At 62.7% G+C, this 13,486-nt stretch carries 10 protein-coding genes; 4 read left to right on the forward strand and 6 right to left on the reverse strand.

Annotated elements, in window-relative coordinates; all coding sequences use genetic code 11:
• Positions 1–15: 15 nt before the first annotated feature.
• From AC1DDS_RS17835 to AC1DDS_RS17850, 4 genes are read right to left on the reverse strand one after another with little or no spacing between them, the layout of a single operon-like run.
• Positions 16–1,185 carry a DUF1501 domain-containing protein gene (locus AC1DDS_RS17835; RefSeq protein ID WP_477480107.1) on the reverse strand — a complete coding sequence of 390 codons (1,170 nt, stop codon included), beginning with the start codon at positions 1,183–1,185 and terminating at the stop codon, positions 16–18.
• Positions 1,186–1,231: 46 nt separating this feature from the next.
• Complete coding sequence (locus AC1DDS_RS17840; RefSeq protein ID WP_477480108.1) at positions 1,232–2,767, reverse strand: DUF1800 domain-containing protein; 1,536 nt, start codon at positions 2,765–2,767, stop codon at positions 1,232–1,234.
• A 57-nt stretch (positions 2,768–2,824) separates the two neighbouring features.
• Positions 2,825–3,178 (reverse strand): DMT family protein, encoded by a 354-nt coding sequence (locus tag AC1DDS_RS17845; RefSeq protein WP_477480109.1) that lies wholly within the window; start codon positions 3,176–3,178, stop codon positions 2,825–2,827.
• Between the two features lie 53 nt (positions 3,179–3,231).
• A complete protein-coding gene (locus tag AC1DDS_RS17850; RefSeq protein ID WP_477480110.1) occupies positions 3,232–4,284 on the reverse strand; it encodes an acyltransferase family protein in 1,053 nt (350 codons plus the stop codon).
• A 289-nt stretch (positions 4,285–4,573) separates the two neighbouring features.
• Between AC1DDS_RS17850 and uvrB the strand changes: the two genes are divergently transcribed.
• From uvrB to AC1DDS_RS17865, 3 genes are all read left to right on the forward strand, one after another.
• Positions 4,574–7,435 (forward strand): excinuclease ABC subunit UvrB, encoded by a 2,862-nt coding sequence (gene uvrB, locus AC1DDS_RS17855; RefSeq protein ID WP_477480111.1) that lies wholly within the window; start codon positions 4,574–4,576, stop codon positions 7,433–7,435.
• A 225-nt stretch (positions 7,436–7,660) separates the two neighbouring features.
• A complete protein-coding gene (locus AC1DDS_RS17860) occupies positions 7,661–7,951 on the forward strand; it encodes a GIY-YIG nuclease family protein (RefSeq protein ID WP_477480112.1) in 291 nt (96 codons plus the stop codon).
• A 169-nt stretch (positions 7,952–8,120) separates the two neighbouring features.
• Positions 8,121–8,258: a hypothetical protein gene (locus AC1DDS_RS17865; RefSeq protein WP_477480175.1), complete on the forward strand. Its 138-nt coding sequence runs from the start codon at positions 8,121–8,123 to the stop codon at positions 8,256–8,258.
• Positions 8,259–8,330: 72 nt separating this feature from the next.
• Here AC1DDS_RS17865 and AC1DDS_RS17870 read toward each other — a convergent pair whose 3' ends face one another.
• Positions 8,331–10,292, reverse strand: a complete 1,962-nt coding sequence (locus AC1DDS_RS17870; RefSeq protein WP_477480113.1) for a hypothetical protein — start codon at positions 10,290–10,292, stop codon at positions 8,331–8,333.
• Between the two features lie 696 nt (positions 10,293–10,988).
• Between AC1DDS_RS17870 and AC1DDS_RS17875 the strand changes: the two genes are divergently transcribed.
• Entirely contained in the window at positions 10,989–12,419 is a 1,431-nt protein-coding gene (locus tag AC1DDS_RS17875) for a hypothetical protein (RefSeq protein WP_477480114.1), read from the forward strand.
• On the opposite strand, the gene dusA is transcribed toward AC1DDS_RS17875, so the two are convergent.
• Positions 12,305–13,486: a tRNA dihydrouridine(20/20a) synthase DusA gene (gene dusA, locus AC1DDS_RS17880; protein WP_477480115.1), complete on the reverse strand. Its 1,182-nt coding sequence runs from the start codon at positions 13,484–13,486 to the stop codon at positions 12,305–12,307. The genes AC1DDS_RS17875 and dusA overlap by 115 nt on opposite strands.

Consider the following 13,486-nt stretch of genomic DNA (forward strand, 5'->3'; position numbering starts at 1 on the left):
GGCAGCGTGCCAGCGTCAGCCGTGCAGAAAGCTCGCGCCCGTGTCGAGCGACAGGCCCGGAAAGATCCGGTTCCCTAGGTCATGCGCCGGAATTCCGAACTGTTGGTAGAGCATCGCCGCCGCCAGTTGGCGCAGGTCCGTCGTCGGCGCAAGGTCGCGATCGTCCAGCAGGCTACCCTCCTTCAGCGTCGGCCAGACCCCATGCACCTTACCGCCGGCGACCGCGCCGCCGGCCAGGATCGCCAGCCCGCCCGTGCCATGGTCGGTGCCGTTGGAACCGTTCTCCCGAGCCGTGCGGCCGAATTCCGTAATCGCCAGGATAGCCGTCTTTTCCCATATGGCCGGGGCAAGCTGCGCCTTCAGCGTCAGGATGGCAGTGCACAAGTCCGTCACCGGCCGCTTGAATGTCTTGTCTTGGCCGACATGCGTGTCCCATCCGTTGATGGAAAAGCTGGCGATCCGATGCTCGCCCGACAGCATTCCAGCCGCCAGCTTCGCCACGTCGGCGACACCCGTGCCGCGCTTCTCGCCGGCAAAGATGCCATCGGAAAACATGTCGGCCTCCACCGCCTCGCTCATCGCAGTCGAAAAGGCCGGATCGTTGCGGTAGAGCCGCTGGAAGAAGGCCTGCTCATCGAGACCAAGTTTCAGATCGGCGCGTGGCGACCAGACATCGACCGGATTGGGGCCGGTCAGGATGAGCTCCGACGTTGTGTTGACGTCGATCGCCTTGCGCTCGGAACTGCGCGGAATGGTGGCGATGGCCCGGTTCAACCAGCCGGTCCGCTCCTCCTGTACCGCGGCGCCGCCGCTTTCCAGCATGTCCTGTCCGTCGAAATGGCTGCGGCCGGAGCGGTAGGGTGTGGAAATCGCATGGACAAAGCCGACTTCATTCGTGCGCCAGAGCGGCATCAGCTCTGCGGCGAAGGGATGCAGCCCGAAGAAGCCGTCGAGATCGATAAGACCCTGATCAGACGTCAGCGAGAGTTTTGGCCGCAGGCGGAGAAGCGCCGGATCGCCGTGCGGCTGCACCAGCGCCAATCCGTCCATCGCGCCGCGCAGCACGATCGTCACCAGTCTATTGTCTCCCGGAACCGCGGCAAAACTCACCGGTGTCGCAAGCGGCGACGCGGCGAGGCAGCAAGCGCCCGCGAGGAAGGAGCGGCGGCTCAGTTCGATCGTCATTGTCGTCTCCTTCGGGGCCGCCGCAGCGTTCTACAGCTGGATGTTCTTAGCGCCGGTTGAATTCGGGTGATGCCAGTACAAACGAAAGACCGGCGTCCCTGCTCGGCGCGCCCGCCACCACCTGGATCGTGTCGTCGCGGGCCGCATCGGCCAGCACGGCCTGCAGCAGCGCTCGCGGGTCGCTCGACCCGCCAAAGCGTTTCACCAGACGCCGGATCCAGGCAATGCGCTGGGCCAACTGACTTGCCGTTACCCAAGTGGAAATACTTTCGTCCCAGCCAGCCGGACTAGGCGGTCGCCAGAGCGGCTGACCAAGGATCTGCAATACGCCGACGGTGAGCGGGTTTGCGCGGATCGGAATCTTGCCGTCGGCGGTAGGTGCGGCGATCAAGTCTGTTTCGGCCATCGCTGCCCCGTCCGCTGGAGCGACCAAAGTTTGGCCCATCTCCAACTCCATCGGCGCAATCATCGATCCATCCACGGTCGCCGTTTTATCGACCGCCGCCGGCAGTGGTTCCAGCGCGTCCACCGGGACATCGAGCGCTCGCAATCCGGCGACGACGAAATCAAAGGGTTGCCGCGCCTTTTGTCCGTCCTGCTCCCAACTGCGCGGATGCTCCAGCATCGCCCGATAGACCTCGACGAGACTGCCGCCGTTTCGTTCCCAGGCCGTCTCCATGGCCTGCACGACCTCAACGGGCGGATCCTCGGTGACGAAATGGGCGACCAGCTTGCGGCAGATGTGTCTGCGTGTTTCCGGCTTTCCTGCCAGATCGGCAAGCAGCGCGTTCACGTCGTCGAGGCTCCGGACCTCGCCGCCATAGCCGCGTCCCAGCACATGATGGACACCAGGCTCTGCCCGGTTCGGTCGATAGCGCGTTTCGAATACCCAGGGTTCGAAGTCGAGGCCGGTCAGGACATACGCCGCGGCGCGCACGTCGTCCTGCGTATAGCCGCTGCCTGCGCCCATGGTGTGCAGTTCGATCAACTCGCGGGCGAGATTCTCGTTCAGACCCCGGCCCTTTTTTGTCCCAAAGGGCGAATTCGGCCCGATCGACTTTGACTGGTCGAGATAGATAAGCATCGCCGGATGCAGCACCGCGGCGCGAAGCAACTGCTCGAATGACCCTGCCAGGTTGGGTCGCAGCGCCTCGGCTTCATAGAGCGCCACGAGGAAACGCATGTTCGGTGCCTTGATGGCGCTGATGGCGAAATGGTCGCTCCAGAAGGACACGAGCCGTTCGTAGAAGCCGTTCGGCGAGGAGACGGCGTGCTGGACCTTGAGATGCTGGTCGCGCAGAAACGCCGCAGTCCGGCCGATCTGGTAGAGATTGACCGGCCGACCGCCGACCTTGCGGACGGTACCGTTCTTGCGCGCCTCCCTGTCAATCTCGGCCAGAAGGCGAAACTGCTGGAAACTGGCGCGCCGGCCAGCGATGCCGTCGTAGGGGAACGGACAGACCTCTCCCACACCCCGATTGACCTGCTGGATCAGTTTGTCCACGTTTTGCGGTGGCACCTCGCCGGACCTCAGTCCGTAACCAAAGCGGCGCGCCGCCATTGTGCCGAAAGAAATGCTCATTGCTCTCACCCAGTCAGCGACCCGCTATAGCAGAATGTGCCGCGCTCGTCGCCGGTCCTATGCTTTGAACACGAAGGCGGCACCGGCCGCGATCAGCGTGAAGCCGATCAAATGGTTCCAGCTCAGGCTTTCTTTCAGCCAGAACACCGAAAAGCCGGCGAATATGATGAGCGTGATAACCTCCTGGATCGTCTTCAACTGTGCCGCTGAATAGACCTGGTGGCCGATCCGGTTCGCCGGCACAGCCAGACAGTACTCGAAGAAGGCGATCGTCCAGCTGGCGAGAACGACGATATATAGCGGCGACGACTTGACCTTGAGATGGCCGTACCAGGCGAAGGTCATGAAGACGTTGGACAGGCAGAGGAGGACGATCGGCCAGACGGCCGCAGGGTTCAGTCCAAATGGCATCGGCGATTCCTTGTTCGGCGCGCAGCCCTTCCTTAGCTCGCCGGACCATCCCGTCAAGCCGCTCGCGGCTCACCGGATGGCGGCGAAGGTCGTTCCGCAGCCTTTGTTCTGTCCCGGCCCAGGCCGAACCAGCGGAGAAGCGCCCACCTCTTCAGCAGCAAGTATATCAAGGCACCCGGAACAACGCCTGCAACCGTACCGAGCAGGATGTGAACAGGAAGTGAACCGATGCCAAGCTTCACCAGAATGATGCGAACGGCGGCGAGCGGGATCACGTGCGTGACGTAGATGGCGATCGACGCGCGCCCAAGGAAGGACATGGGCGTCACGATCGAGACGGGTGCCAACGCGGCGACCCAGGCGATGAAGGAACAGAACGAGAGCGTCGCAATCAGCCCGAACAGGTAGGCCGGCGCCGTGCCGAGCAGCGACCAGTTGTGGGTCGCCCACACCTCGCAGGCGATGAATGCCAGGAGCGCCACCGGACCGGAAGCCGCCCCGAGGCCGAAGCGGATGTTGCCGCTGCGCGTGAGCAAGACGCCTGCGAGAAAGAAGGAAAGGTTGTCGGTCACGAATTCCAGTCGAGGGAACGGCCAGACATCCAGTGCCAGAAGCAACGCAAAGCTGGCCGCGAAAACCGCCAGCACGTGGACCGTCCTTGCGGTGGCGAACAACGATGCCAGGGTCTGTATGAAGAACAGCGACCACAGGAACCAGAAAATATCCTTCGGTGGGAACGGGTAGAGAAGCGCTTCCGTCAGCGAGATCGGCGGACGGTTCGTCAACGATCCGGCAAGTATCAGAAATCCAGCCGTAACCCAGGACCAGATCAGAAGCGGGTAGAGCAGCGTCTCGACACGCTGCCAAAGCGACGGGACGATCCCTGCCCGGCGCACCGATTGCTCGAAAAACAGTCCCGACACGAAAAAGAACAGCGGCATGTGAAACAGGTAGATCGCCGCATCGACGGATTGAAATAGGGGGGCGTCCGAAATAAGCCCCGCCCCGTCCAGACCCCGCCAGACATGCCCGAAGGTAACGAGAACGATGCCGGCGCCCCGCGCGGCATCGACCCACATGACGCGGCTGTCTGTTCGAATGCTCATTCCATGCCTCAGTCGTGCAGCGGCAGCTTGTGCGCTTCTGCCCATGGCTGCTCGACATCAACGCACCTGATAGCCCTCACGACTTCGAGATGACAAGCCGGACCCGGCGAAGTTTGCAAAGATGGTTGACGGCCTTGGGGCGGCGACCCGTTCGATCTGGACCCGTGATGCGGCGCAACGCGATCCGCATCCAAACGACAGCCGATCAACGATCTGCACGGCCCAATTCGTTTCTGTTTTGTACTCACCGCCCCTTTCCTTTCCAACGGACTCTCTCCATATTCCCGTCATGGCCAGATCGACGAAGAAATCCCCCGCCCCTGATGGTTTCGAGGAAGCCCCGCAGTCCGACTTCGAAGGCGCGCCGCTTTCCGGCAGCGTCTCCGACTGGGTGCGGCAGCTTGAGGCCGACGCCGAGGCCTCGGCGATCGAGAGCCAGCGCGAGGTCGCCTCCAAGGCCGGCAAGCACCGCAAGAAGGTCGAGAACGCCGCCCGTCAGCACGCCGAGAAGGTGGCGCTGGAGAAATCAACCGGCGGCCGCAAGCAGGGCGCCGACAAGGTCAGCGCAACAAAAACCGCCCGCGGCGTCTCCATCGGCGCCTCCTCCGACCCGAAGACACGCGCCGCCGCCGGCCTCAACCCGGTCGCCGGCCTCGACGTCGCCCTGGAGGATGCCTCCTCGCTGAACGCCGCCTCCGCGGTGACCGCCACCGTCGAGGCCCTGTCCAAGCTAATCGAATCCGGCAACCCGCTGCACAAGAACGGCGAGATCTGGACGCCGCACCGCCCGGCCCGGCCGGAAAAGTCGGAGGGCGGCATCGAGATCCGCATGGTCTCCGACTACCAGCCCGCCGGCGACCAGCCGACCGCCATCAACGACCTCGTCGAGGGCCTGAACAGCGGCGAGCGCAGCCAGGTCCTGCTCGGCGTCACCGGCTCCGGCAAGACCTTCACCATGGCCAAGGTGATCGAGGCGACGCAGCGCCCGGCGCTGATCCTCGCGCCGAACAAGACGCTCGCCGCCCAGCTCTATTCCGAGTTCAAGAACTTCTTCCCCGACAACGCCGTCGAGTACTTCGTCTCCTACTACGACTACTACCAGCCCGAGGCCTACGTGCCGCGCTCGGACACCTATATCGAGAAGGATTCCTCGATCAACGAGCAGATCGACCGGATGCGCCACGCCGCCACGCGCGCCATCCTCGAGCGCGACGACTGCATCATCGTCGCCTCGGTCTCCTGCATCTACGGTATCGGCTCGGTCGAGACCTATACCGCCATGACCTTCCAGATGAGCGTCGGCGACCGCCTCGACCAGCGCCAGCTGCTCGCCGACCTCGTCGCCCAGCAGTACAAGCGCCAGGATATCAACTTCGTCCGCGGCTCGTTTCGCGTCCGCGGTGACACCATCGAGATCTTCCCGGCCCACCTTGAGGACGCCGCCTGGCGCATCAGCATGTTCGGCGACGAGATCGACGCGATCACCGAGTTCGACCCGCTGACCGGCCAGAAGACCGGCGACCTGAAATCGGTAAAAATCTACGCCAACTCGCACTACGTCACGCCGCGCCCGACGCTGAACGCCGCCATCAAGTCGATCAAGGAGGAGCTGAAATTCCGCCTCGAGGAACTGGAGAAGGCCGGCCGCCTGCTGGAGGCGCAGCGCCTCGAGCAGCGCACCCGCTACGACCTGGAGATGCTGGAGGCGACCGGCTCCTGCGCCGGCATCGAGAACTATTCGCGCTACCTCACCGGCCGCAAGCCGGGCGAGCCGCCGCCGACGATGTTCGAATACATCCCCGACAACGCGCTGGTCTTCATCGACGAGAGCCACGTCACCATCCCGCAGATCGGCGGCATGTACCGCGGCGACTTCCGCCGCAAGGCGACGCTGGCCGAATACGGCTTCCGCCTGCCCTCCTGCATGGACAACCGCCCCTTGCGCTTCGAGGAATGGGACGCGATGCGCCCGGACACGATCGCCGTCTCCGCCACCCCCGGCGGCTGGGAGATGGAAGAGGCCGGCGGCGTCTTCGCCGAACAGGTGATCCGCCCGACCGGCCTGATCGACCCGCCAGTCGAGGTCCGCTCGGCCAAAACCCAGGTCGACGACGTGCTGGGCGAGATCCGCGACACCGCGCAGGCCGGCTACCGCACCCTTGTCACCGTGCTGACCAAGCGCATGGCCGAGGACCTCACCGAATACCTGCACGAGCAGGGCGTGCGCGTCCGCTACATGCACAGCGACATCGACACGCTGGAGCGCATCGAGATCATTCGCGATCTGCGCCTGGGCGCCTTCGACGTCCTCGTCGGCATCAACCTGTTGCGCGAGGGCCTCGACATTCCCGAATGCGGCTTCGTCGCCATCCTCGACGCCGACAAGGAAGGGTTTTTGCGCTCGGAAACCTCGCTGATCCAGACCATCGGCCGCGCCGCCCGCAACGTCGACGGCAAGGTGATCCTCTATGCCGACCAGGTCACCGGCTCGATGCAGCGCGCCATGGAGGAGACCAGCCGCCGCCGCGAGAAGCAGATGCTCTACAATGCCGAGCACGGCATCACGCCGGAATCGGTGAAGGCAAGAATCTCCGACATCCTCGACAGCGTCTACGAGCGCGACCACGTCCGCGCCGACATTTCCGGCGTCGGCGGCAAGGGGTTTGCCGAGGAAGGCCACCTCGTCGGCAACAACCTGCAGGCCCATCTCGACGCCCTGGAAAAGGCCATGCGCGACGCCGCCGCCGACCTCGACTTCGAAAAGGCCGCCCGCATCCGCGACGAGATCAAGCGCCTCAAGGCCGCCGAACTGGCGGTCATGGACGACCCGATGGCACGGGAAGAGGCAAGGAGCCAGGAGCGCAGCGGGGGGAAAACCTCGGCGAAATCGTCCTCAGGCTCTCTCTTCCAGAAGCCCTCGCTCGACAACATGGGTCCGGGCACCGACACCGAAGTCCCGGCCGGCACCTCGCTGTTCCGAAAGAACACCCTCGACGAGATGACCGTCGGCCGCACCGAAAAGCCGGTTGCCGGCACGATCCCGGAAAAACCCGTCGTCCGCGGCAAGATCGGCGTCGGCTCCTACGAGGACCCGGCCGAGCAGGCACGCAAGGCAAAGACGACGGGCAAGACGGGCCGGCCGGGGCGGTAACCAGTCCCACGCCGTCCCTTTTCCTCCGTCATGCCGGACTTGATCCGGCATCCAGCGCGCGATGTCCATCGCGCGGGAGACTCAAAAGAAATCGTGCGAAGCTTAGTCATTCACGGCGCAGACGCGCCGTGGCTGGATGCCGGATCAAGTCCGGCATGACGGTGAGATCCCAGCCAACCGCAACTACAGCTTGCCATCGTACGAACCTACCCGCATCCTTCCGCCATGAAGGGCTACGTCTACATCCTCGCCTCGCGGCGCAACGGCACACTCTACACCGGCGTGACCACCGACCTGCCGCGCCGCCTCTACGAGCACCAACACGCCCTGACGCCCGGCTTCACCAGCCGCTATCGTGTCAAGACGCTGGTCTGGTTCGAGGAACACGACCTCGTCACCGACGCCATCGCCCGCGAAAAGGCCATCAAGAACTGGCCGCGCAAATGGAAGCTCGACCTGATCGAAGCCGCCAACCCCGACTGGGCCGACATCGCCTACCACCTGCACGGACTCTGATCCGGCCTCCGCCTTATCTTCGTCGTGCCGGACCGACGCGTGTTGCCCACCCGCCGTCATGCCGGACTTGATCCGGCATCCAGCCACCGCGCGTCCGTGCGGTGAATGCCTCTTTCCATCACGGTAAAGCCGGCAATGCTCCTCTCACGCGATGGACATCGCGCACTGGATGCCGCATCAAGTCCGGCATGACGGAGGAGCATTCGCCGTCGTCCGCGGCAAGGTCGGCGTCGGCTCCTACGAGGACCCGGCCGAGCAGGCGCGCAAGACAAAGACGAAAGGCAAGACGGGGCGGCCGGGGCGGTAAAAGAACTCATCCCCGACTCATCTCTATGGTCAGCACCGAAGTGTGGTAACCATGATTCAGTACGTTAATAAATCAGGCGTAGAGCGTCCGATATAGCTTGTTAGCAATTTTGGAACGGAACGAGTCCGTCCATTTGCGAATGACCGAAATCGAGAAATAGTCCAACACTGAAAGCAAAACCACTACACTCGCCGCGAGCTTTCCTATAAGCCAAATCGGTGTCCACTCCGAAAAGAGCGAGAATGCATCAATAATCAAGAAAAGTATCACACCTAATGAGGCCAGAATTTCGCCCCAAAAAACCAAGGTATTTGCGATATTTCGACAGCGGTTTTGATGTGTCTCTTGTAATTCTTCAGAATAACCTAAACGACCTGAAAGCTCCCCCTCCGCTTTCGCTTGGATCTTCTCTTCTTGCGCTCGCCGCACACCTTCCTGAACTGCCTCTTCGGCCCTAGCAAGGATATCCGCAGCGCTCAGCACCCGAAGAATTGCCGTCTTACCAAAAGAGTCTTGGCGCGCTATTCGCTTGACCGACGCCAGCAGCGTACTATCAATATTATCTAAATCGCGATACGCACCAACGACATTGAAAAGCTCGGTGTAGAAATTGGAGTCTGGACGCATCGCCTCATAGCAATTGGCCATCAGCTCTTGGCTCGCATTGCGTTCGGAAATATCCCCGTCCTTTGCCAACCAAAAAATAGTACTTGCCTGGGATACATGCATGATGGGCGGCACTTCGAAATTGCGGAGATGCCCCTCTTCGACAAGGAATTGCCGAGCGCTAGCCGCGAGAAGTCTATTCGATGTAATGAATATTGCAGGACACTCAGCAACATCGCGAACGACTTGCGTACGACGCATTCTTACCACGTGAGCCAAAGAAATCGCATCGTGATCGGCATTCTCTTGCGAATATGATCTATTCCTAGCCTTGGCAGATGACATTAGATATTTTGAGAATGCAGCCTCGTCTATTTGCCCTCGCACATTTTTCTGAAAGCCGGACTGCTCGTACTTTGAAGGGAACACTCCCTTCTGGGCCAATCTTTCGACGAAAGTGTACTCCATCGAGCGGATCTCTGATGTAGTTATCTCGCCACGGATTATTGCTTCGCCAGTCTCGCCGTAGATTCCATATCCACCATCTTTGCTGGCAATTATCGCGGATAATATATTCGCAACTTCTTGTTCGTTGTTGGCAAAAAACTCGGTGCTAATGTTGAGGCCTTCGAGATAACGGTGCAGCTCTATTGACGCCGTTTCCAGTAGGGTCCCTGATGTGCCTAATAGCCTCAACAACAGTGACGTATCATAAAATATCTTTAGTTTCGAAAAATCCTGATTCGAGCCGACCGTACTTATTGTCGAAGTAAATTCTTCAATTAAAACTCCAACGAATACGTGAGTAATAGCTTCGTACAAAACAGAATCTTGATCGTGAGCAAATTTAATAAATTCGGCAATCAGGTATCTCTCTAATTCTATGGGATCAGACACCAGAACCTTCTTAAAAGAAACGGTTTTTTTATCGGAATCGCGGGAGGGCTTAAGAAAATTTATAAACGCATCCACAGGATTTCCAGAAATAATCACATCACGCGCATCACGATTATCTATAAATAAATCAAGAGCTCTCTCAATCTCTGTAATCTTCTCACTTATGACAACATCAGATTTATCGTCATCTATCGCATTGGCGACTATGTATAATTTTGCTATATTGTCATATACGATAACCCCATCCGCCCGGAGGGTTGGCAACATGTTTTCTATTGTATAAACTGGAATATCTAACCCAAAGTCATTATTCAAATCTATCTTTAGTATCTCAAGATCTATTTGACGACCAGATTGCTTTCGGCAGGCGCTCCGAACAAAAGGAATATAGCTGTCATAAACATCCCTTATGGGGTTTTTACTGCGCTCAGTCATAGAGAACAGAGAATGCAATACAGCATAAGTTAGAGACTTGCCGTTAGTAGAAACCGCCTGCTCCAAGTTCGACAGCGGAATTGAAATGCCTGCCACGAGTATCCCCTTTATCTCGCCCTATGTTCGCGTGGGGACATCAAGTATGACTCGCAAGCTTTAATCAACAACTTATCCGGGAAGTCCGGATGAGCCGCCCTAGCTCGCAAATGCTTGCGCGCGCCCTTTGCATTCGGAAAATGTTGCTCAAATTGAGTACGGCAACTTCGTATTGCTAAACAAAATCAACACCCCCACCACCGCTTCATCCTCTCCGCACATAACGCGTGCCATAATCCCCCCATCCCGCCGCGGATACACCGCAAGGCGTTGCGGCGAGGCGGGGACGGCGCGGGGCGTGGGGGACAGACGCGACACCTCATGATCCGGGCCTGCGAGACAGGTCCCCTCTGGTGACGGCGGGCATTTCGCCCGAGTGGCGCACCGGACGTGCCCCTGCGGCGGCACACAGAGCGCCCGCGTCAATGGCGGGCGAGGCAGAGGACCGCGTTTGCGGGCAAAAACCGCCGAACGGGGCGCCGGAGGGTGCCACCCACCCATTTCCGATGCGGCAGCTCCCAGCGCCCCGTCCGAAGCAGATTTTTTGAAAACCACGACGGCAGGCCGGGCGTGGCCGCGGGCGCATGGGCGGTGGGCGCGCACCGGCGCGATGCCGGGCGGGACAAGGCCGGCGTCCCGGCGGGCAAGCGACGCGGCACCGCCCGGCCACGCCGACCGAAGCAAAGGAGCAAGCCCATGCAGACCGCATCTTCCGGCACCCCGGCCCGAAAACCGACCAGCCGCCTCGACGACGACATCCGGCTGCTTGTCGCGCGCGGCGTCAGCACCCTGCTGCTCTGTCCCGAATATGCCTGCCGCTGCCGGCCGTGCCGCCGCGCGCGCTGCTGCGTCATGGTCGGCCGCGACGGCCAGCCGGACTGCCTGTGGGCGCCGGCGCCCGACCTTCTGGCCCTGCACCGGGCGCTGCAGGCGGAGACGATCCGGCTGCTCGAAACGATCGCGTTCGCGCCGTCGACACCGGTCGAGCCGCCGAGCCGCGACCCGGACGACCGCGAGTTGCAGGATGCGGCCATCGACCTCGTGCAGGCGCTGCTGCCGCGGCAGGGCAACCTGCGCAACCGCTTTGACGCCCGGCGCCGCCAGCGCGATGCCGTCGCGCGCCCGCCCTTTGCCGGCCGGGACCTGGCGGACTACCGGGACCTGCTGCGCTTGATCCGCGCCAAACGGATCGCGCCCGCGCTGACCGGCGGCGGCCTGCCCGCCAGCCTGCCCCGCCCGCCCGGGAAGGTCAGTGCCGCCGCGCGCTTGCCCTATCCTATCGGAAACGTCGCTGCCGCTGCGCGCTTGTCCGGCCCGCCCGGGAACGTCGCCGCGCGCTTGCGCCGTCCGCCAGGGAAGGTCGGTGCGGCCGCGCTCTTGCCCCGTCCTTCCGGAGAGGGCGATCGGTTCGCGCGCTTGCCCCATCTTTTCGAAAACGTCGCTGCCGCTGCGCGCTTGTCCGGCCCGTCCGGGAACGTCGCTGGCTGCTTGCCCTGCCCGCCAGGGCAGGTCGGTGCGGCCGCCCTCTTGCCCTATCTTTTCGGAATGGGCGGTGGATCCGCGCGCTTGCCCCATCTTTTCGGAAAGGTCGCTGCCGCTGCGCGCTTGTCCGGCCCGTCCGGGAACGTCGCTGGGCACTTGCCCTGCCGGCCAGGGCAGGTCGGTGCGGCCGCGCTCTCGCCCTATCTTTTCGGAATGGGCGGTGGGTCCGCGCGCTTGCCCCATCTTTTCGGAAAGGTCGCTGCCGCTGCGCGCTTGTCCGGCCCGTCCGGGAACGTCGCTGCGCGCTTGCCCTGCCCACCAGGGCAGGTCGGTGTGGCCGCGCAACGGCCCCGCCCGCCAGGGAAGGTCGGTGCGGCCGCGCTCATACCCCGTCCTTCCGAAGAGGGCGATGGGTTCGCGCGCTTGCCGCGTCCTGCCGGACTGCGCGCCGGTGATTTCGGGGATCTTCTTCGCACCGGCTGCTCGATGGTCCCGCCTGTCGCCGGCTGGCCGGCGGCCGGGGTCGTGCCCTACTCCGCCGCGGCCTTGGCGGCGGCCGCCTCCAGCACCGCGGCGAACGCCGCTGTGATCACCTCCGGCCCCGCCCCCGGCCTGGTGGCGTCGGCCGAAAGGATCTGCCGGTAGCGGCGTGCGCCGGGAAACCCCTGGAACAGCCCGACCATGTGGCGGGTGACATGGTTCAGTCGCCCGCCGCCTTCGATCACGCCCGCCGCGTAGTCCATCATCGCGTCGCGCACGCCCTCCCAGAAGGCGGTGTCGGCCGCAGCGGCGGGGTTGGCGGCGTTGGCGGCTGCGTGGGCCGTATCCGGCGTCTCGCGATCCGTCCGGACAGCGACCCGATCCACGGCGGCCGCGGCGTCCGCCGATCGCCCCCCTTGCGGGAAAAATGCCCCGACGGCGCTGACGGCGGCAACGCCGCCCGGCCGCGCAAACACCGCGTCCACGCCGACCAGCATGCCGCTGTCCTGGTAGGCAGCGCGCCCGAGCATGGCGCCATCCAGCCCCTCGCCCGGCGCGCCGATCTCGGCAACCGCCCGATCCAGCGTATGAAGACCGCCGTTCAACCCGATGAAAAGATCAAGATTTTCCGCCTTCAGCCGCCGCACCAGACCATAATCGAGCGGCGGGATGTCGCGGTTCTCCTTCGGGCTCAGCCCCTGCAGCCACGCCTTGCGCGCATGCACCCACACCGCATCTACCTCGGCGGCCTTGACGCGGGCGACAAGGTCGCGCAGCGCCACCTCCGGATCCTGGTCGTCGACGCCGATGCGGCACTTCACCGTCACCGGAATTTTGACCGCCGCCTTCATCGCCGCGACGCAGTCGGCCACCAGCTGCGGTTCGCGCATCAGGCAGGCCCCGAACGTGCCGGACTGCACCCGGTCGGACGGGCAGCCGACATTCAGGTTGATCTCGTCATAGCCGAAGTCTTCGCCGATCCGCGCCGCTTCGGCGAGCTTGTGCGGATCGCTGCCGCCAAGCTGCAGCGCCAGCGGGTGCTCGACCGGGTCGTAGCCCAAGATCTTCTCGCGGTTGCCGCGCAAAATCGCGTCGGCGACGATCATCTCGGTGTAGAGGACGGCGTTCTTCGTCAGCTGCCGGGCGAAATGGCGATAGTGCCGGTCCGACCAGTCGATCATCGGCGCCGTGGCGAAGAGTTTTGTCCCCGTCTTGAGTGCCTGCTGGTACAT

Source organism: Mycoplana sp. 10N416 (assembly GCF_056394765.1).